Origin of the sequence: Leucobacter sp. M11 (assembly GCF_035726885.1) — a bacterium.
Lineage (GTDB): Bacteria > Actinomycetota > Actinomycetes > Actinomycetales > Microbacteriaceae > JAPFRB01.
Genome location: NZ_JAPFRB010000001.1, coordinates 296,219 through 315,613, shown reverse-complemented (window position 1 = coordinate 315,613; position 19,395 = coordinate 296,219). Strand labels below are relative to the sequence as shown.

The following is a 19,395-nucleotide window of genomic DNA, read 5'->3' as shown; positions in this document are numbered from 1 at the left end:
GGCAGAGCGCGAGGACCGGAGCGGCCTAGTCGTCCGCGTTCGGATTGAGCGCGCGGAGGGCATCGCGGACGAGGAGGACCACCTGGTCCTCGTTCAGATCCAAACGGGCAATGCGCTCCGCAAAGTCGAGCGCGGCGCGCCTCGCCTGCTCGTCGCCCGAGGCGCTCAGGGTGACGAAGGTCCCGGCCCGACCGCGGCCCTCCACAAAACCGTCCTCGTCGAGACTCCGGTAGGCGTGCGCCACGGTGTTCACCGCGAGCCCGGCGGTGTCCGCGAGCGCGCGCACGGTGGGGAGTTTCTGGCCCGGCACGAGCTGCCCGCTCCGGATCGCCTCGATGACCCGGGCGCGAAGCTGCAGGTAGGGCGGGGTGTGATCGCTCGGATCCACGCGAAAGTTCTGCACCGGAGTGCTGGTGGATACGGCCTGTTTCTCGGTCACGGGCACTAGCCTAGGGGAGACGGCGGAAAAGCTTCGAGAATCCTCGCCAGCTCCCCAGGTTGGTTGAGAGCGCTCCGAGCGGTTGTTTCGCCGCACCACACCCAGCACCGCCGCCTCGACCGGCACTCTGCCCGGTCGGCACTCGAATTCGAGGGAGCCCCCATGACCGAGCCCATCAGCCGCGCAGAACTCGCCGGAATGATCGATCACACGCTGCTGGCCAGCGACACCACCGCGGTGCAGGCCGCCGAGTTCCTCGCCTCCGCGCGGGAACTGGGCGTCGCGCGGGTCTGCGTGAGCCCGTCGGTGCTGCCGCTCGACAAGCACGGCCTCGAAATCGTCACCGTCGTCGGCTTCCCGAGCGGGGCGCACCACGGCGTCACCAAGGCCGCCGAGACCCTGCGCGCGCTCGACGACGGCGCCGACGAAATCGACGTGGTCGTGAACCTGGGTCTGGTGAAGGCGGGGGACTGGGCGGGGGTCGAAGCCGAGCTCACCCTCGTGCGCGAGGCGAGTGTGGGGCACGTCCTCAAGGTCATCATCGAGTCCGCGCACCTGACCGACGACGAGATCGTCGCGACCTGCCGCGCCGCCGAGCGCGCCGGGGCTGACTTTGTCAAGACCTCGACCGGGTTCCACCCCGCGGGCGGCGCGACCGCGCACGCGGTTCGCCTCATGCGGGACACCGTCGGCGACGCCCTGGGTGTGAAGGCCTCGGGGGGAATCCGCTCGGCCGCCGCCGTGCGCGAGATGCTCGACGCCGGAGCGACCCGGCTGGGACTCTCGGGCACCGCCGCGATCCTCGCCGAGTGGGAGGGTGAGGCATCCGACGCACCCGCCGACGCGAGCGGCTACTAAGCACGAAGCGCCGAGCCGCCGGGGGCTGCCGGGCCACGCGGCTGCCCCGGGGGCCCTCGTCGCGGGGCGTGCGCCGCTCCGTCGCGAATGCACAGGAATCGCGGCGGTGGCCGCTCGCGCGTTCGCTAGGCTGATCCCATGCGACTCGGCGTAATCGACGTAGGTTCCAACACGGTGCATCTGCTCATCGTGGACGCTCACCCCGGGGCGAGCCCCTCGCCCTATCATTCCCGGCGGTCCACGCTGCGCTTGATGCGCTACCTCGACGCCGAGGGGGCGATCACCGAGGAGGGCGTCCTCACGATCATCGCCGCGATCCGCGAGGCGGTCGCCACGATTCGCGAGATCGGGGTCGACGACATCATCCCGACCGCGACGAGCGCGATCCGAGAGGCGAAGAACGGCGAGGAAATCCTGGCCCGGATCCACCGGGAGACCGGGATCGCCCTCCGGGTGCTGACCGGCGAGGACGAGGCCCGCATCACGATGCTCGCGGTGCGGCGCTGGTTTGGCTGGTCGGCGGGCGAGGTGCTGCTCTTCGACATCGGCGGGGGGTCCTTCGAGATCGCGCAGGGCGCGGACGAATACCCGGATGTGCAGCTGTCCCTGCCGCTCGGTGCCGGACGGAGCACCGTGAACTTCCTGCCGGAGGACCCGCCCGCCCGCGAGGACGTCTCCCGGCTGCGCGCGCACGCCCGGGAGGTCTTTACGCAGGCCCGCGGACACTTCGCGGACCGGCCAACGCCCAAGCGCGTGATCGGCACCTCGAAGACGATCCGCTCGCTCGCGCGCCTCGTGGGCGGCCCCGCCGACCCGGTGACGGGGGACCTCGCGCCGCTGCACTACGCGGGGCTCCGGGACTGGGAACCGCGGCTGCGCGAGATGCCGTCGAAGACGCGCCAGTTCCTGCCGGGGATCACCCCGGAGCGCGGCTACCAGGTGCTCGCGGGGGCGATTGTGCTGCGCACCGCGATGAAGGTCTTCGAGGTAGAAACCCTGCAAATCTCGCCGTGGGCCCTGCGCGAGGGCATCGTCCTGCGCTACATCGACGCGCTCGACTCGCCCGGGGCGGAGCCAGTAACGCCCTCGTTTTGAAGTTTCTGAGTCTCGTGGGGTAGAGTTATATCTCGGTGAGGGACGCCGCGGAAGCGGACAAAATCACCATTGGGGTATGGTGTAATTGGCAACACAGCGGTTTCTGGTACCGTCGTTCTTGGTTCGAGTCCAGGTACCCCAGCAAGAGAAAAACCCCCGGTTATCCGGGGGTTTTCTTGTTTCTGCCCGCTGAACCTCTGTCCGCTGAACCTCTGCCGCTGACGCGCCGCCGCGTCAGTTCCCGGACGTGAGCGCCCGGATCTCCGCCGCGACGTTTTCCCGCGCGCGCTCATCCCACATGCGGTGCGCGGGCTCGGTGCGGTAGAGGCGTGGTCGTTCCAGGAAGCCGCGCAGGATCTCGGCGCGGCCCGCGCGGAATCGCTCCGGCGCGAGGTGCGCGTACTCGGCGCGCACCCCGGCGGTGTACTGCGCGTAGCGCTCCGGCGGGGAGGCAAACACCCAGAGGTCCGCATCGTGCAGGTGCGCGAGCCGTTCCGGGGGAGCCTCGCCCGCGAAGGCGGGATCCGTCGCGAGGATCAGCTCGCGCACCCGCTCCCCGACGCCCTGCCCCACGGAGAGCTCGCGCAGGGCCGCTGCGGCGTACTCGGCAGAATCCCGCTCGTCCACGCCGCCCCGGCCCGTGTAGATGGCGTCGTGGAACCAGGCGGCGAGCAGCGTCTCCGGGGCCACGTCCTCCGCGAGCGTCTCGAAGTGATCGAGGGTGAGCAGGACGTCTTCGAGGTGCCGCTCGTCGTGGTAGCTGCGGTGCGGTTCCCGCCACCGGCGTTCCAGATCGTCGCCCAAATCGGCCCAGCCGGAGCGGTGGCGCACGGTCTCCGGGACCCCGAGGAGCCCTCCGAGTCGCGCCCACTCCGAGCGGAGAAAGCCGAGCCGTCGGCCGGGCGTGACCCGATCCCGGTCGATCTGCCGCACGCGCAGCCCGGCATCCCGGAGCGCGTGCACGACCGCACGTCCGGGCACGGGCAACGCCCCCAGCGCCACCGCCTGCTCGTATCGCCGGGCGGGGACATCGTAGTGATCCAGATCGAAGCCGCGCCGCGGCACCCTCAGCTCGCGGGCGAAGGCGTGCAGTTCGTCGTAGCTCGTGTCCGACACGAGGTGGCTCCACAGTTGCCCGTGCGCGGGCCACTCCGGGGGATCGATCAGGATGGCCATACCTCAGGGTACCGGCCCAGCCCCGCTGCGTCCTCCCGGAGCGACCCCTCCGGGATGAGCAGCGGCCAGCCGGTGTAGCCCTCGGCGAGAAAGCGCTGTCCGGCCTCCGAATCGACGACCGAGCGCAGTTCCCCGAGCTGACGCAGGCGATCGAAGTCGCTTGCCTCTGGGGCGAGATGCAGCATGTTCGTCATCCACCAGGAGAAGTGCTGCGCCTGCCAGATGCGCTGGAGCGCGGTCTCGGCGTAGGCATCGATCGCGCGCTCGTCGCCCCGGAGGAGCAGGTCCTGCAGGGCCCCGTTCAGGAGGAGCACATCGGCGATGGCGAGGTTCATGCCCTTCGCTCCGGTCGGGGGCACGGTGTGGGCGGCGTCCCCGATCAGCGCAGCGCGGCCGCACCGGAGTTCGTGCGCGACGAAGCTGCGGAACCGCAGCACATCGCGCTGAAAGATGGGCCCCTCGATCAGCTCGGTGCCGGGGACCCTGGCCTGCAGGGTGTCCCAGATCTGGCGTTCGCTCATCGCGTGCTCATCGGTGTCTGGATTACACTGGAAGTACATGCGCTGCACGGTCTTGCTGCGCTGGCTGATGAGCGCGAAGCCGTCCGGGGAGTTGCTGTAGATGAGTTCCTCGGCGCTCGGCGCAGCCTCGCAGAGCACCCCGAACCAGGCGAAGGGGTACTCCCGGAAGTAGCCACCCGTCGGGGAACCCGTCACCGCGGTGCGCACGACACTGCGTGAGCCATCCGCTCCGACGACGAACTCTGCGGCGACCTCGAAGGGTGCGCCATCCGCGCCCGTTCCGGAGACGGTCGGGGTCGCCGAGTCCACCCCCTCGGCACGCTCCACGGTGACCCCGAAGCGGATGTCCTGTCCGTCGGCAAGCCGGGCGGCGATGAGGTCTGTCAGGACCTCGTGCTGGGGATAGAGCCAGACGCTGCGACCCGTGAGTGCGGGGAAATCGATGCGGTGCCCCTCGCCGCTGAAGCGGAACTCGACTCCGTCGTGGCGGTCGCCAGCCTCGAGCACCCGACGGGAGGCGCCGGTCCGGCTGAGCACCTCCACGGTGCCCTGTTCCAGGATGCCGGCGCGGATGGTGGATTCGATCTCGGCTCGGCTGCGCTGATCAAAGACGATCGACGCGATCCCGGCCTGGGCCAGCACGTGCGAGAGAAAGAGGCCGGCTGGCCCGGCGCCGACGATGGCGACGCGAGTGCGTTCTGCGGTCATGAGGTCTCCTATGACGGGTGACGGGGGTCTGGCCGGCTCCGCCAGGGGAACCGTGCCACCAGTGTCCTGAATTCACCCCGCTATCGCAGAATATTCCCGTTCAACGGGAATCTACCCGCCGATGGTTCCGGAGGATCGGAGCGCCGCCTCGATACCGCCCGCCGCGGTGCGGAGCGCCAGCAGAGCGCCGTCGACGGCATGCTCGCGGGGGAGCACCACGGAGAGCGCCGCCACGACTCGACCGGCATCCCGGAGCGGGATTGCGACGCCGGTCGAGACCCCCGCAACGGTGCCGGGCGCGACCACCTCTCCCGCGCGCCGAATTTCCGCGAGGAGGCCCCGTAACCGCGCCGGGTCCGTCACGGTGTCCGGGCTGAGCGCCCGCAGTGGCCCGGCAAGGACCCGCTCCCGGGTCGCAAGATCCGCGTGGGCCAGCAGCACCAGGCCGGAGGACGAGGCGTGCAGGGGGAGCCGACCGGCGACGCGGGTGATGTTCGCCCCAGCGGCGGGGGCGGAAAGCCGTTCGAGGAAGAGCGCTTCGTCCCGCTCCAACACCGCGAGCTGGGTGTGCTGGCCCACGGTGCTCTGGATCCGCTCCATGTGGGGGAGCGCGGCCTGCCGCAGCCGGAGCGCGGTCGAACCGCGAAGGGCCAGCTCCCAGAGCCTGAGCCCGAGCCGGACGCGGTGGTCCTCATCCCGTTCGAGGAGACCCGCTGCGATGAGGTCGTCCACGATGCGGTGCGCGGTCGCGCTCGGTAACCCCGCCCGGCGACCGATCTCGGCGGCGGTCTGCACGGTGAGCTCGGCGGAGAACGTGTCCAGGACGCGCACGACCCGGTCAATCAGCGACTCGCCACTCGGGGAATTTGCCATGTCCTCAGCTTGCCATGCTCCGTGTTGGAGCGGAGCGGCTACCCTCGGTCCTGGGCGCACACGCGCCCGGGCGAGTCGCGACCCGAGCGGGCGCACCGGGTCAGGGAGGACAGCAGATGGGCGGAGCGGGCATCCTCGGACGGGCCCTCGGTGTGCTCGGCTCCTTTTCCGAAGACGATCCCGAGCTGACCGCGGCCCAGCTTGTCGCGCGCACGGGTCTGCCCGCCTCGACCCTGCACCGCCTGCTGTCGACCCTGATCGAGCACGGCCTGGTCGTGCGCCTGCCCGGTGCCCGGTACACGGTCGGTTCTCGATTGTGGGAGCTCGGCGAGCTCTCGCCGCTGTCCCTGCGGCTTCGCGAACGGAGCATCCCGAACCTGATGCGGCTGTACGAGGCGACGGGGGAGAACGTCCACCTCGGCGTGCTCGATGGGAGGAGCCCGGAGCGCTCCTCCGTGCTGTACGTGGGGCGGGTCACCGGCCGGAAATCGTATCCGACCGTGAGCCGTGCTGGGGGACGGGGTCCGCTCCACGCCACGGGGGTGGGCAAAGCGCTCCTCGCCGGGCGGGATGGGGCCTGGCTGGGTGCGTATTTCCGCGGGACCCGGGAACTCGAAACGCGACACACGATCGTCGATGAGGCCGAGCTGCGCGCCGACCTCGACCGGACGAGAGCGCGGGGGTACGCGAGTACCCGGGAGGAGATGACCCTGGGCACCGTTTCGGTCGCCGCGGCGCTGCCCCTCCTCCCGGGGCTGCCACCGGTCGCGCTCGGCCTGGTGGTGGACCTGGCGCGCGCGGACGAGAAACGCCTGGCCGCTCTGGTGCAGCAGTCCGCGCGAGATATCGTGGCCGTCCTCCGCGAGCCCTGAGCCGCGCCGGGCGGGAACCCCGCTGGCCGGGACCCGCCAGTCCCACTGGTTGAGAGTGCATCGGTGGCTCTCGGGCGCTCCCTGTCAGGCTGGGTGGCAGGCCAAGCGCACAGGAGGGCACCACATGGCTCACGAATCAAACACGGTGACGGCGGCTCCCGAGTCGTTGTTGGCCGCACCGGACCAGGTCTCCCAGCGGGAGATCACCGCGGAGATTCACGAACGGCACGCCGCATTTGGGCGGCGAGCGACCGCGGGCGAATCTCTGCCACGGACGATGCTCGATTTTCCCCCGTACCGCTCGAGCATCCTCCGTCATCCCACCAAGAACCCCAAGCTCGTCGACCCCGAGACGATCGAGCTGTTCTCCCCGGCGTACGGGCAGCGTGACGTTGCGGCAGTCGAATCGGACCTCACCCTGCAGCACGCCGGGGAACCCCTCGGCGAACGGATGACCGTCTCCGGGCGGCTCCTCGATTCGTGGGGGCGGCCGCTGCGCAACCAGCTCATCGAAATCTGGCAGGCGAATGCTGCCGGTCGCTACATCCATCAGCGCGATCAGCATCCAGCGCCGCTCGACCCGAACTTTACGGGCGCGGGCCGGGTCATCACCGACGAGGCGGGACGCTACCGGTTCACGACGATTAAACCGGGCCCCTACCCCTGGAAGAACCACGTGAATGCCTGGCGGCCCGCGCACATTCATTTCTCGGTGTTCGGGCAATCGTTTACGCAGCGGATCGTCACGCAGATGTACTTCCCCGGGGATCCCCTGTTCCCGCTCGATCCGATTTACAACGCCATCCGGGATCAGCGGGACCGCGATCGACTCATCGGCGCCTACGACCATGACCTGACCGAGCCGGAGTTCTCGATGGGATACCGTTTCGACATCGTCGTCGACGGACCGAATGCGACCTGGTTTGAGCCGGACGAAGGAGAGCACCCGTGACCAAGCGCAGCGAAACCGTCCCCCCGAAGACGCACGAGGCGACTGCCGGGCAGACCGTTGGTCCGTTCTTCGCGTACGGGACCACCTTCCCCAAGAAACACGAGGTCGCGTTCCCGCACTCGCCCGGAGCGATCGTGCTCTCCGGAATCGTCTTCGACGGCGCGGGCGCGCCGATCCCGGACGCCATGGTTGAGATTTTCGCCGCCGACGCGGACGGGTCCGTCCCGCGCGCACGGGGGACGCTGAACCGAGACGACCACACCTTCACGGGCTTCGGCCGCGCGTTCACGAGCGACGAGGGCCACTACGAGTTCTGGACCCGAAACCCGGGATCTGTGACGGGGGAGGCCCCCTTCTTCGTCGCCATCGTGTACGCCCGCGGGCTGCCGGACAAGCTACACACCCGGATCTATCTGCCCGAGCCGAGCCCGGCTCTGGACGCGGATCCGCTGCTCCGCTCGCTCGAGCCAAACGAGCGGGCTACGCTGATCGCACAACGAACGCCCGCGGGCTGGTTGCGGCACGACATCCACCTCCAGGGCGAGAAGGAGACGGTGTTTCTTGCCTACTGACACCGGCGTTCCCGAGCCGATACCCGCCGCTGCGGACGGGGTGATCGATCGCGGTCTCCTGTCGCCGGTGACCGTCGGCGTTGACGCGCTGGTCTCGGATGCGGCCATCGCGGATGCGCTGATCCTCGCCGAGATTGGGCTCGTTCGGGCCTGGGCGAGCGTCGGGGTTGCCCCCCGGGCGGACGCGGAGGCGGTCTCCGCCGCGCTGGGCTGGCGGGCCCCGAACCCGGTGGGGGGCACCCCGACCCTCCCGAGCCTCGCGCTCGCGTCGACCGAGCGGGAGGCGTTGCTCCGAGCGATGCTCTCCGGTTCGGCCGCCGGGGGAAACCCGGTGATCGCGCTGGTTGCCCCGCTGCGGGAACTCGCGCCCGCGGGCTGCCGTGCTTGGATCCACCGAGGGGCAACGAGCCAGGACATCCTCGACTCGGCGCTCATGCTGGTGTCCCGCCGGGCCGCGGCAGAGGTTGCCCAGCGCCTCCGCGGCGTCCTGACGCGGCTGGACCGATTTGCCGAGGAGCACCGTTCCGTGGCCGCCGCGGCCCGCACGCTCACCCAGCACGCGGTGCCCACCACGGTTGGGCTTCGCACCGCGGGGTGGGCGGCCGGGATTCGGCGGGCCCTCGCCGGGCTGGACGCGGCGGTCGCCGCGCTGCCCGCGCAACTGGGCGGCGCCGGGGGTACGCTGGCCGCCCCCGCGGAAATCGGGGGAGCCGACGCGGCCCGCGCGCTGCCCGCCGCCCTCGCCCGGGAACTCGGGCTGGCGGCCCCCGACGCGCCCTGGCACACCACGCGCTGGCCGGTGACGGAACTGGGCGACGCCCTGACTCGGGTGCTCGACGCACTCGGGGTGTTTGCCGCCGACACCGCGACGCTGAGCCGGACGGAGATCGGGGAGCTGGCGGAGGGGGACGGCGGCGGTTCCTCGGCGATGCCGCAGAAGCGCAATCCCGTCGGCTCCATTTTGATTCGCTCGGCCGCGCTCCGCGCCCCGCAGCTCGGCGCGACCCTGCACCTGGCCGCCGCCCTCGCGGTTGACGAGCGTCCGGACGGGGCCTGGCACGCCGAGTGGCCGACCCTCCGGGAGCTCCTCCGCCTCACGCTCGGGGCCAGCGCGCACGCCGAACGGCTCGCGTCCGGGCTTCGGCTCAGACCGGAGGCGGTGGCCCGCAACCTCTCCGTGACCGGGGGGCTGCTCGTCGCTGAGCGGGTGGCGCTGGCGGTGACCCCACTGATCGGAGCCGAGCGCTTCCGGGACGTGATCGCGGCGGCGGGATCCGGCGCGGACCTAGCCACGCTGCTCCGCGCCCAACCGGAACTCGCCGGGCTCGACCTGGAGGCCCTGGTGGATCCGCACCACTACCTGGGGCTCGCGCCAGAGCTGACGGACGCGCTGCTCACGCCGAGCCCCGCGTCGAGCCCGGCAGACCGGGCCAACCCTGCCGGCCAAGGCCGCGCGCACGACCGTCCCAGCCCAGCAGAACAGGAGCAACCGTGACCCACCCCGATATTGCGCTGAGCCCGCCGAGCGGCCCGCCGGGCGCGCCCCTGCTGGTCCTCGGCCACTCGATCGGCACCGGCCCGCTCATCTGGGAGGACGCCCTCCCCGCCCTCGCGGCACGATTCCGGGTCTCCCTGCTTACGCTGCCCGGACACGCGGGCGTTCCGGTCCCGCCCGAGCCGTTTTCGCTGCGCGAGCTCGCGGACGCCGTTGCGGACGGCGTCCGGGGCCTCGGCGAGGGCCCGGCGCGATACGCGGGCGTGTCGATCGGGGGTGCACTCGCGCTGGTCCTCGCGCTCGAGCACCCCAAGCTCTTCCCGGCGGTTGCCGCCCTCGCCGCGGGCGCGGAACTCGGCGGGGAGGCGCACTGGCTCGAGCGGGCTGCGCTTGTGCGCGAGCAGTCCACCTCGGTGCTGTTGATCCCCTCGGCCAGCATCTGGTTTGCCCCGGACTCGATCGCGAACCGCCCCGAGCTGACCGGGCGCATCCTGCACGCGCTCCAGGACACCCCGGCTGAGGGATACGCGCGGTGCGCGGAAGCGTTGTCCTCCTATGACCTGCGTGCCGACCTGGGCCGCATCCGCGTCCCGGTCCTCGCGGCCTGGGGCGAGCACGACACGGTCGGGACCGAGGCGCGCCAGGCGGAAATCGTTGCGGGGGTCCGCAACGGCAGGGCCGTGCGGATCGACGGCGCGGCGCACCAGCCCCCCGCCGAGCAACCAGAGCGCACGGCCGCGGCACTCCTGCGATTCTTTGCGGAGGTGGGCTCGTGAGCGTCGGCCAGGAACCGGGGGACGCGGAGCGCCGGGAGCAGGGGATGGCGGTTCGACGCGCGGTGCTCTCAGACGCGCACGTTGACCGCGCGAACGAGCGGATCACCGATTTCACCGCGGATTTCCAAGACTTCATTACGCGAACAGCCTGGGGCGACATCTGGTCTCGACCCGGGCTGGACCGGCGCTCCCGGTCGATCGCGGTCCTGACCGCCATGATGGCCCTCGGCCACGACGAGGAGTTCGAGATGCACGTGCGCGCCGCACGACGAAACGGGCTCAGTGTCGAGGAAATCAAGGAGGTCATTCTCCAGGCTGGGCTGTACTGCGGGGTCCCCGTCGCCAACACCGCCTTCGCGCTCGCCAGCCGGGCGCTGCGCGAGACCGGAGACCTGTAGCGCCCCGTTCGCTGCGCCGTGGGGCTGTCCTTCGGTGCGTGTTCGGGGTATCCTGTGTTCGAGATGCGAAGAGTTCTTCGCAGAGCGAAAAGACGCGGCGGTCACCGACCCCGCGCGAGCGGAGGGAATCGGATGATCGACAAGAGCGTCGTGAGTGTCGAGGAAGCGGTTGCTGGGATCCCAGACGGGGCAACGGTGATGATCGGCGGCTTCGGCCGCGCCGGGCAGCCGGTGGAGCTGATCGATGCCCTGATCGCGCAGGGTGCCAGCGACCTGACCATCATCAACAACAACGCCGGGAACGGGGACGTGGGGCTCGCCGCGTTGCTCGCCACGCGTCGGGTGCGGAAGATCCTCTGCTCCTTCCCGCGGCAAGCCGACTCCTGGGTCTTCGACGGGCTGTTTCGGGAGGGCGCGATCGAGCTGGAGCTGGTCCCGCAGGGAAACCTCGCGGAGCGGATCCGGGCCGCCGGCGCCGGCATCGGGGCCTTCTTTAGCCCCACCGGGGCGGGAACTCAGCTCGCCGAGGGCAAAGAGTCGCGGCTGATCGCGGGCCGCGCGTACACGCTGGAGTACCCCATTCACGCCGACGTTGCCCTGCTGAGCGCGTACCGCGCCGACCGCTGGGGCAACCTCGTCTACCGAGAGACCGCGCGAAACTTCGGCCCGATCATGGCCACCGCCGCCACGACGACAATCGTGCAGGTCGACGAGATGGTTCCCCTTGGCCAGCTCAACCCCGAGGCCGTCGTCACCCCCGGCATCTTCGTCGACCGGGTCGTCGCCGTGGGCGAGCGCCCCTGGCTCCGCGCGGGCGAGTTCGTTGGCGGGGTTGACCTGGAGGGCGCGCCACTGAGCCCCGCAGCAGCACAGGAGGATTTCCGATGACCACGATCACCCGAGAGCACCTGGCCGCGCGAGTTGCGGCAGACATCCCCGGCGGCTCCTTCGTGAACCTGGGGATCGGCGCGCCCACGCTGGTGGCGAATTATCTCCCCGCAGGCGAGGACATCGTCCTGCACACCGAGAACGGCCTCCTCGGGATGGGGGCGGCACCGGAGGCCGGGTGGGTGGATCCGGACCTCATTAACGCGGGGAAGCAGGCCGTCACCGCCGTGCCCGGCGCGGCCTACTTTCATCACGCCGACTCCTTTGCCATGATGCGCGGCGGGCACCTGGACGTGTGTGTGCTGGGCGCCTTTCAGGTCGCCGAGACCGGGGATCTCGCGAACTGGTCAACGGGGGAACCCGGGGCTATCCCCGCGGTCGGCGGAGCCATGGACCTCGCGATCGGAGCGAAGGCGGTCTACGTCATGACCGATTTGCTCACCAAACAGGGCGAACCCAAGCTCGTCGCAGCGTGCAGCTATCCCCTGACCGGGGTCGGCTGCGTGTCCCGGGTCTACACCGACCACGCGATCTTTGACGTGACGGCGGAGGGCTTCGCCGTTCGCGAGCTCTTCGGGACGAACACGCTGCCGGGGCTCCGGGAGCTGACCGGACTGCGGCTGCTTGATCACACCCCGGCCGAAACCAGAGGAGGCGGATCCGCATGAACGCAGCACAGACGATGATCTACGACGCGGTCCGCACCCCCTTCGGGCGTGTGGGCGGGGCCCTGTCCGGGGTCCGCCCGGACGATCTCGCGGCGCTCGTGATGCGGGCGAGCATCGAGCGGCTCGATCTCGACCCGGCCCGGATCGGTGACGTCGTGTTCGGGGCCGCGAACCAGGCGGGCGAGGACAACCGCAATGTCGCCCGCTTCGGGGCGCTGCTGGCCGGATTCCCGACCTCGGTCACCGGGGTCACGGTGAACCGGCTGTGCGCGTCCTCGGTCGAGGCGGTCGTGCAGGGCTCGCGAGCGATCGAGGCCGGGGACGCGACGCTCGTGCTCGCGGGGGGCGTCGAGTCGATGAGCCGGGCCCCCTACGTGGTGGAGAAAGCTGCGCGGCCGTGGCCCGGGGTGGGAAACCAGACGATGTGGAACACCTCGATCGGCTGGCGGATGACGAATCGACAGCTGCCGACGCACTGGACCATGAGCAACGGCGAGGCCGCGGAGCAAACCGCCGCGGAGTGGGGGATCGACAGGAGCGCCCAGGACGCCTTCGCGGCGCGCTCGCACCAGCGCGCCGCGGCTGCCTGGGCGCAGGGGGTTTTCGACGCGGAAATTGTGCCGGTGCCGGGCGCCGATCTCAGCCGCGACGAGGGGATCCGCGACGGCAGTACCCCGGAGCAGCTGGCGGGCTTGGCCCCGCTGTTTCGCTCCGGGGGCACCGTGACCGCGGGGAATGCCTCCGCTATCAACGACGGGGCCTCCGCGGTGCTGTTGGGAGCCGAGGGGGCCCTGGACGCCGAGCCGCTGGCCCGGATCGCGGGCCGAGCGGTGCACGGCGTCGATCCCGATGCCTTCCCGACGGCGCCGATCGAGGCCGCGAACCAGGCGCTCGCCCGGGCGGGAAGGAGCTGGGCCGAGGTGGATCTGGTGGAGCTGAACGAGGCCTTTGCCTCGCAGAGCCTCGCGTGCCTGGCCGGGTGGCCCGACCTCGATCCGGAGCGCCTGAACGTGCACGGCGGCGCGCTCGCGATCGGGCACCCGCTCGGTGCCTCCGGCGGCCGCATCATCGGACACGCCGCTCACGAACTCGCCCGACGGGGCGGGGGCGTCGCCGTCGTCGCCATCTGCATCGGGGTCGGCCAGGGCATGGCCGTGGTGCTCGAACGCTGAGCGGCTGCGTAGCCCCCGGCCCCGTCAAGCGGGGAGCAAACGTGCCGCCGCATCGGCGTGCGGCGAGGGCGGTTCGGGGGCTGGGAGATAAGGTGGGACCGTGACCGATCATCCCGGAGATTTCGTGCAGTCGCTCGCTCGCGGGCTCGCCGTCATTCGCGCCTTCGACGCCGAGCACCCCGAGCTCAGCCTGAGTGAGGTCGCCCGTCGCGCGGAGATCCCGGCGGCGGCCGCTCGTCGCTTCCTGCGCACCCTCGACTCCCTGGGATACGTGCGCAGCGACGGCCGCACCTTCGCGCTCACCCCGAAGGTGCTCGAACTCGGCTTCAGCTACCTCTCCGCGCTCAGCCTGCCCGAGCTGGTCCAGCCCCATCTGGAGTTGCTCTCCCGTGACGTGGGGGAGTCCGTGTCGGCGGCGGTCCTGTCCGGCGGCGACATCGTCTACGTCGCCCGGGTCCCCACCCGCAAAATCATGACCGTGAGCATCACCATCGGCACCCGGTTCCCCGCGTACGCGACAAGCATGGGGCGCGTGCTCCTCGCGCAGTTGGCCGAGGGCGAGCGCGCGGCTGCCCTCGCCGCCGCCGAACCCCGTGCGCTCACCGAGCGCACGCTCACGGCGCAGAGCGCGCTGGCGGAGGAGCTCAGCCGGGTCGGGACCCAGGGCTGGGCCCTCGTCGACGGCGAGCTCGAGGCCGGGCTCCGCTCGATCGCCGCCCCGATTCGTGGCCGCTCCGGGGAGGTGCTCGCGGCGATCAATGTCTCGACGAGCGCCACCCGGGACTCGGTCGAGCGGCTTCGGGACGAGCATCTGCCCCGGCTCCTCGCCACCGCCGAGGCAATTTCTGCGGAGCTCCGCCTCCTCTAGCGCCCGGCGTCGGGCCCACCAGGCCCGCTGCCCAGCGACGAGACACGCCCAACCGGTGTTTGGGCAGGAAACCCGACGCGGCAACGGGCGGCTCGCCACCCCGGGCGGAAGCGCGGGCCTGCCCCCGGCGGAAGCGGCTCGTTTCGAGCGAATGCGGCACAAATGCCTCTTCCGAAAATCCGCATCTGTGTTAGCGTCTCGAACTCAAGAACGTCCGCCCACTGATTCATGCACCGTGACCCCATCCGCAACGACGCGAACCCCAAGGGAGCCCCGCTCATGACCGAACAACTTGAACGCATTCTGGACACCCTCGGGGGGATCATCTGGGGGCCATTCGTGCTGATCCCGTTGCTGTTCCTCACCGGGCTCTATCTCACCTTCCGGCTCGGCGGGATCCAGTTCCTGCGCCTGGGTTCCGCCCTGAACCTCGGCATCCTGCGCCGCCGGGACCCCGGATCCAAGGGCGACATCACGCAGTTCCAGGCGCTCACCACGGCGCTCGCGGCGACCGTGGGAACCGGCAACATCGTCGGGGTGGCCACCGCGATCGCGATCGGCGGCCCCGGCGCGCTGTTCTGGATGTGGATTACCGGCCTGCTGGGCATGGCGTCGAAGTACTCGGAGGCGTTCCTCGGCGTCCGCTTCCGCCAGGCCGACGCGAAGGGGGAGCGCAACGGCGGCCCCCAGTACTACCTGGAAAAGGGCATCCGGGGCCCGGTCGGCAAGATCCTGGCCTGGTCCTTCACCATCTTTACCGTCTTCGCCTGCTTCGGCATCGGCAACCTGACCCAGGCCAACGCCATCTCGGCGAACCTGGAGAACACCTTCAGCGTGCCCACCTGGGTCAGCGGCGTGATCCTCACGATCCTCGCGCTCGTCGTCCTCGTGGGCGGCATCAAGTCGATCGGGAAGGTGACCTCGGCGTTCGTGCCAATCATGATCGTCTTCTACGTCGTGGCGGCGCTCTACATTCTCGTGGTCAACGTGGGCGAGGTGCCCGCGGCCTTCGCCCTGATCTTCCGCGATGCCTTCACCGGCTCCGCGGCCGCGGGCGGCTTCACGGGTTCGGTGTTCATCATCGCGGTGCAGTACGGCTTCGCCCGCGGGATCTTCTCGAACGAGTCCGGCATGGGCTCCGCCGCGATCGCCGCGGCCGCCGCGCAGACGAGTCACCCGGTGCGCCAGGGGCTCGTCTCGATGACCCAGACCTTCATCGACACGATCATCGTCGTGACGATGACCGGCCTCGTGATCGTCACGACGGGGGCGTACTCGCTGATCGACCCGGATACGGGGGAGCAGCTCTCGGCCGCGCTCATGACGGGGCAGGCGTTCTCCAGCGGGCTGCCGGGAGACTGGGGACACATCGTCGTGACCCTCGCGCTCGCGATGTTTGCCTTCTCGACGATTCTCGGCTGGTCCTACTACGGCGAGCGAAACGTGGTGCGCATCTTCGGGCGTTCCCTGGTGCTTCCGTTCCGCGTCATCTTCTCGCTCGTCGTCTTCGTGGGCGCGACCACGCAGCTGTCCGTCGCCTGGTCCTTCTCCGATGTGATGAACGGTCTCATGGCGATCCCGAACCTGATCGGGCTCCTGATCCTTTCGGGGCTCATCGCGCGGGAAACGAAGGCGTACCTGCGCTTCGACCCGAAGCTGCGCGCGACTCCGGAGGAGATCCAGGCCGCGCTCGTGGACGAGCCGGGCTTCCAACAGTGGCGACGCCAGGAGGCGGTGCTCGACGGCATCACGGACGTCGCGGACGCCCCGCTGCCGCGCACCACCCAGGTCAGGCTGCCCGACGCCGAGGAGCCACGCGAGCGCTAGGCGCCGATTCCGGAAACCCGGGCGCGACGCAGCCCAGCGGGCGGCGTCGCGCCCGGGTTTCCGTTCATCGAGCGGAACAGGTCCCGACGCAGGCTGCGGGCGGCGAGCGTGGTCGCCCCGGGTCGTCGTCGGGTCGTCGCGGTGCCTGGCCAGGCGCGCGACTCGAGCCCTGCGGCGGGCCGTTGGCCTAGCGGCAGATGCCGAGGGCGGCGAGCTCGGAGGCGGTGACGGGGTACTCGCGGCCCTCGTCATCAATCCAGACGTGGGAGGCGGTCAGCTCTTCGTAAAAGGGTTTCTCAATGAGCAGGAGCTCGGCCCCCGTCTCCGGATCGATCTTCAGAGAAATTCCCATACTCGGAACTGTACTCAGCCGTTCACCCCTCGGCAAGAGGCTGTTTGCCCGCGGGCCGCGGAGGCCGAGAGGCGCGCCGAATGTGCTCCCGGGAGGAGCCGCCGCTGGCGGGCGCTGCGGGGCGCTCGGACCGGCTCAGGCGGGGGTCGGGCGGGCTGAGGGGGCGGGTTCGCCGGGGTCGCCGGGCGCAGCGGGGAGGGCGAGCGTCAGCAGGTACGGCTGCCCGCCCGCGCGGCGATACAGCCGCTCGGCCGCGTTCCCCGCGATCACGTCGACCGTGATGACGCGGCAGCCCTGCTCGCTCAGCCGGGCCCGGGTGCGCTCAAGGAGGCGCTCCCCGAGTCCGCGCCCGCGGGCGCGCTCGGTCACCACGAGGAGCTCGATGACGCCGACCTCGGTGCCCCAGTCCCAGCTGGACGGGGCGGGCTGGGTGCGCCCGAGGCAGCAGCCGAGGACCTCATCACCGGCCAGGGCCAAAAACAGGGTGCTGTGCGGCTCGCCCAGCCAGCCGCGAATGTGCTCGCGCCGGATGCGCCAGCCGTCCTCCGCGGACCGGGTGCTCCGGCCGGCGTCGGCTCCGGGGGCTGCCGCGGTGGCGGGAACGCCGAGCGCGCCGAGCCCGGGGGCGGTCTCGTCGTGGTGGTGGTGGAGCTCCATCCAGAGCGCGGCGATGGCGTCCGGGTCGCTGTCGGGGGCCGCCTGGACGATGTGAATGTCGAGATCGTCCGCCGGACCCGTTCCCGGGTCCTCGGCGGGCTGCGATGCTGCGTGACTCATGAGCGTTGCCCTTCGGTGGGTGTGCGGCCGCACCTCCCGGAGCGCCCTCCTCACTGTAGCGCGGGCACACAGCCGCGCCGGAGAACTCGGCGTTGGGTGTGCGTCGCGCACAGGGACCCTTGACGGCGTGCCGCACTCGCTTAGTCTGAGAGGGCGCCGGGGCTCTCCCGTGCGGGGAACCCGGAAGGACACCATGCTCAAGACACGGTTTACGGAGATGTTTGGCATCGAGCACCCGGTGGTGCAGGGCGGCATGATGTGGGTCGGCCGGGCCGAGCTGGCGGCGGCCGTCTCCGAGGCCGGCGGGCTCGGGATCATCACCGCGCTGACGCAGCCGAGCCCGGAGGCCCTCGTCGCCGAAATCGAGCGGGCGCGCGGGCTCACGGACAAACCGCTCGGCGTCAACCTGACCATGCTCCCGACGATTACCCCGCCCCCGTACGCGGAGTACCGCGCCGCGATCATCGACGCGGGGATCACGATCGTCGAGACCGCCGGGTCGAGCCCGGAGCCCCACATGGAAGCCTTCCGGGCGGCCGGGGTGCGCGTGATTCACAAGTGCACGAGCGTCCGGCACGCGAAGAAGGCCGAGTCGCTCGGCGTGGACGCGGTGTCGATTGATGGCTTCGAGTGCGCCGGGCACCCCGGCGAGGACGATGTGCCTGGCCTGGTGCTCATCCCCGCCGCGGCCGACGCCATCTCCATCCCGATGATCGCCTCGGGCGGCTTCGCCGACGGCCGGGGGCTCGCCGCGGCCCTCATGCTCGGGGCGGACGGCATCAACATGGGCACGCGCTTCATGGTCAGCGAGGAGTCGCCCGTGGCCCAGGCCGTCAAGGAGCGCGTGGTGGCCGCGAGCGAGCTGGACACGAACCTGATCCTGCGGACGCTGCGCAACACCGCCCGGGTCGCGAAAAACTCGGTGAGCGACGAGGTCGTCCGGATTCTGGACGAGGGCGGGCAGTTCCCCGATGTGCAGCCGCTCGTCGCGGGGGCCCGCGGCCGGAAGGTTTTCGAGCAGGGGGACGTGGAGGCCGGAATCTGGACCGTGGGACAGGTGCAGGGGCTGATCCACGACATCCCGAGCGCGGGGGAGATCGTCACCCGCACGGTCGCGGACGCCGAAGCGCTGATCCGCGCCAAGCTCGACCTGTTCGGCTGAGCCCCGCCCGGGGGACCCGCCGTTCTCGGCGGTCCCGTCGCACGGCTAGGGAACCGGCACCGCCTCGCCCCGGGGGAGCGGCAGCAGGGCACCGCCGACCGCGGCCAGGGCCTCGCTGACGCGCGCGGTGAACAGCGCCCGCCCGGCCTCGGAGAGCATCGCGTCGTGCGTGCAGAAGGCGCGGAGCGGGCGCACCGCGTGCACGTAGTCGATCACGTCCCCGACGTTCGACCAGAGTGAGCCGATCGGCACGCCGAGCAGCGGGATCCGCGGCGGGGTGCCCGCTCCGCCGAGCAGGGGGACTTCGAGGCTGTCGCCGCCGGAGAAGAGGGTCTCGTTGACGAAGACCCCGACGTTCTCCACGACCGGGATCGAACGGTGGATCAGCGCGTGCTGTACGCCGTGGAAGCTCAGCCGGAAGGGGCCCGGGGCGCGCTCGTCGCCGTGAGCGACGGGAAACATCCGAGCATTCGGCTCCGCGAGGCGAAGCTGGGCGGCCGTCGCTGGCGTGGTGTAGATCGGGGCGTCCGGGGCCGCGGCGACAATCTCCGCGACGCGCTCGGGGGTCCAGTGGTCCGGGTGCTCGTGCGTGATCACGGTTGCCGCGATCGGGGCCCCGGCGGGAAGGGGGCCGGCGAAGGAGCCGGGATCGAGGATGAGCCGGGCGTCGTCGAGTTCGATACTCACGCCTGAGTGTTCCCATTTCGTGATCAGCATGGCATGATCATAGCCACGGCGCCCCGTCGGCAACACCCAGAAAACGCCGAGGCGACCGGGCACTGAGCGCTGGCTGCGCGGCAGGATTTGCGCTCGGGGATTCTCCTGTGCCAAAATAGTCTCTGTTGCACGGAAACGTGCGCCGCAGATACGGCCCCATCGTATAGCGGCCTAGTACGCCGCCCTCTCACGGCGGTAACGCGGGTTCGAATCCCGCTGGGGTCACCAC

General features: G+C 70.7%; 21 protein-coding genes and 2 tRNA genes. 16 read left to right on the top strand and 7 right to left on the bottom strand.

The window, feature by feature from the left end; all coding sequences use genetic code 11:
* Window positions 1-25: 25 nt before the first annotated feature.
* Entirely contained in the window at window positions 26-439 is a 414-nt protein-coding gene (locus OOT08_RS01565; protein ID WP_325090821.1) for a GntR family transcriptional regulator, read from the bottom strand.
* 162 nt (window positions 440-601) lie between these two features.
* Here OOT08_RS01565 and deoC point away from each other — a divergent pair, with 162 nt between their 5' ends.
* The 3 genes from deoC (at window position 602) to OOT08_RS01550 (ending at window position 2,534) form a co-directional block, all read left to right on the top strand.
* Window positions 602-1,297: a deoxyribose-phosphate aldolase gene (deoC, locus tag OOT08_RS01560; RefSeq protein WP_325090820.1), complete on the top strand. Its 696-nt coding sequence runs from the start codon at window positions 602-604 to the stop codon at window positions 1,295-1,297.
* 138 nt (window positions 1,298-1,435) lie between these two features.
* Entirely contained in the window at window positions 1,436-2,392 is a 957-nt protein-coding gene (locus OOT08_RS01555; protein ID WP_325090819.1) for a Ppx/GppA phosphatase family protein, read from the top strand.
* 70 nt (window positions 2,393-2,462) lie between these two features.
* Window positions 2,463-2,534, top strand: a tRNA-Gln gene (locus OOT08_RS01550).
* A gap of 92 nt (window positions 2,535-2,626) precedes the next feature.
* Here OOT08_RS01550 and OOT08_RS01545 read toward each other — a convergent pair.
* From OOT08_RS01545 to OOT08_RS01535, 3 genes are all read right to left on the bottom strand, one after another.
* A complete protein-coding gene (locus tag OOT08_RS01545; RefSeq protein WP_325090818.1) occupies window positions 2,627-3,568 on the bottom strand; it encodes a DUF4031 domain-containing protein in 942 nt (313 codons plus the stop codon).
* Entirely contained in the window at window positions 3,556-4,797 is a 1,242-nt protein-coding gene (locus OOT08_RS01540; protein ID WP_325090817.1) for a 4-hydroxybenzoate 3-monooxygenase, read from the bottom strand. Before OOT08_RS01540 ends, OOT08_RS01545 begins: the two co-directional genes overlap by 13 nt.
* Before the next feature lie 111 nt (window positions 4,798-4,908).
* Window positions 4,909-5,670: an IclR family transcriptional regulator gene (locus OOT08_RS01535; protein WP_325090816.1), complete on the bottom strand. Its 762-nt coding sequence runs from the start codon at window positions 5,668-5,670 to the stop codon at window positions 4,909-4,911.
* Between the two features lie 116 nt (window positions 5,671-5,786).
* Here OOT08_RS01535 and OOT08_RS01530 point away from each other — a divergent pair, with 116 nt between their 5' ends.
* The 11 genes from OOT08_RS01530 (at window position 5,787) to OOT08_RS01480 (ending at window position 16,158) form a co-directional block, all read left to right on the top strand.
* Window positions 5,787-6,542, top strand: coding sequence for an IclR family transcriptional regulator (locus tag OOT08_RS01530; protein WP_325090815.1), 756 nt, complete (start codon window positions 5,787-5,789; stop codon window positions 6,540-6,542).
* 124 nt (window positions 6,543-6,666) lie between these two features.
* Window positions 6,667-7,494 (top strand): protocatechuate 3,4-dioxygenase subunit beta, encoded by an 828-nt coding sequence (pcaH, locus tag OOT08_RS01525; RefSeq protein ID WP_325090814.1) that lies wholly within the window; start codon window positions 6,667-6,669, stop codon window positions 7,492-7,494.
* The gene (gene pcaG, locus OOT08_RS01520; protein ID WP_325090813.1) at window positions 7,491-8,066 is read left to right on the top strand and encodes a protocatechuate 3,4-dioxygenase subunit alpha; all 576 of its coding nucleotides are present in this window, start codon (window positions 7,491-7,493) and stop codon (window positions 8,064-8,066) included. The genes pcaH and pcaG overlap by 4 nt, the downstream gene beginning before the upstream one ends.
* Window positions 8,056-9,561: a lyase family protein gene (locus OOT08_RS01515; protein WP_325090812.1), complete on the top strand. Its 1,506-nt coding sequence runs from the start codon at window positions 8,056-8,058 to the stop codon at window positions 9,559-9,561. The genes pcaG and OOT08_RS01515 overlap by 11 nt, the downstream gene beginning before the upstream one ends.
* Window positions 9,558-10,337: an alpha/beta fold hydrolase gene (locus tag OOT08_RS01510; protein WP_325090811.1), complete on the top strand. Its 780-nt coding sequence runs from the start codon at window positions 9,558-9,560 to the stop codon at window positions 10,335-10,337. The genes OOT08_RS01515 and OOT08_RS01510 overlap by 4 nt, the downstream gene beginning before the upstream one ends.
* A gap of 44 nt (window positions 10,338-10,381) precedes the next feature.
* Window positions 10,382-10,735 carry a carboxymuconolactone decarboxylase family protein gene (locus OOT08_RS01505; protein ID WP_442916169.1) on the top strand — a complete coding sequence of 118 codons (354 nt, stop codon included), beginning with the start codon at window positions 10,382-10,384 and terminating at the stop codon, window positions 10,733-10,735.
* Between the two features lie 132 nt (window positions 10,736-10,867).
* A complete protein-coding gene (locus tag OOT08_RS01500; RefSeq protein ID WP_325090809.1) occupies window positions 10,868-11,623 on the top strand; it encodes a 3-oxoacid CoA-transferase subunit A in 756 nt (251 codons plus the stop codon).
* On the top strand, window positions 11,620-12,291 hold the full coding sequence (locus tag OOT08_RS01495; RefSeq protein ID WP_325090808.1) for a 3-oxoacid CoA-transferase subunit B: 672 nt from the start codon (window positions 11,620-11,622) through the stop codon (window positions 12,289-12,291). The genes OOT08_RS01500 and OOT08_RS01495 overlap by 4 nt, the downstream gene beginning before the upstream one ends.
* Window positions 12,288-13,463: a thiolase family protein gene (locus OOT08_RS01490; protein ID WP_325090807.1), complete on the top strand. Its 1,176-nt coding sequence runs from the start codon at window positions 12,288-12,290 to the stop codon at window positions 13,461-13,463. Before OOT08_RS01495 ends, OOT08_RS01490 begins: the two co-directional genes overlap by 4 nt.
* A gap of 100 nt (window positions 13,464-13,563) precedes the next feature.
* Window positions 13,564-14,331: an IclR family transcriptional regulator domain-containing protein gene (locus tag OOT08_RS01485; RefSeq protein ID WP_325090806.1), complete on the top strand. Its 768-nt coding sequence runs from the start codon at window positions 13,564-13,566 to the stop codon at window positions 14,329-14,331.
* Between the two features lie 279 nt (window positions 14,332-14,610).
* Window positions 14,611-16,158 carry an alanine/glycine:cation symporter family protein gene (locus OOT08_RS01480; RefSeq protein WP_325090805.1) on the top strand — a complete coding sequence of 516 codons (1,548 nt, stop codon included), beginning with the start codon at window positions 14,611-14,613 and terminating at the stop codon, window positions 16,156-16,158.
* 187 nt (window positions 16,159-16,345) lie between these two features.
* On the opposite strand, the gene OOT08_RS01475 is transcribed toward OOT08_RS01480, so the two are convergent.
* Window positions 16,346-16,510 carry a hypothetical protein gene (locus OOT08_RS01475; RefSeq protein ID WP_325090804.1) on the bottom strand — a complete coding sequence of 55 codons (165 nt, stop codon included), beginning with the start codon at window positions 16,508-16,510 and terminating at the stop codon, window positions 16,346-16,348.
* Window positions 16,511-16,645: 135 nt separating this feature from the next.
* Entirely contained in the window at window positions 16,646-17,287 is a 642-nt protein-coding gene (locus tag OOT08_RS01470; protein WP_325090803.1) for a GNAT family N-acetyltransferase, read from the bottom strand.
* A gap of 193 nt (window positions 17,288-17,480) precedes the next feature.
* On the opposite strand from OOT08_RS01470, the gene OOT08_RS01465 reads away from it, so the two are divergent.
* A complete protein-coding gene (locus OOT08_RS01465; protein ID WP_325090802.1) occupies window positions 17,481-18,449 on the top strand; it encodes an NAD(P)H-dependent flavin oxidoreductase in 969 nt (322 codons plus the stop codon).
* Window positions 18,450-18,494: 45 nt separating this feature from the next.
* Here the strand turns inward: OOT08_RS01465 and OOT08_RS01460 are convergent, their stop codons facing one another.
* Entirely contained in the window at window positions 18,495-19,166 is a 672-nt protein-coding gene (locus tag OOT08_RS01460) for an MBL fold metallo-hydrolase (RefSeq protein ID WP_325090801.1), read from the bottom strand.
* Between the two features lie 152 nt (window positions 19,167-19,318).
* Here OOT08_RS01460 and OOT08_RS01455 point away from each other — a divergent pair.
* A tRNA-Glu gene (locus tag OOT08_RS01455) sits at window positions 19,319-19,394 on the top strand.
* The last annotated feature ends 1 nt before the right edge of the window (window position 19,395 follow it).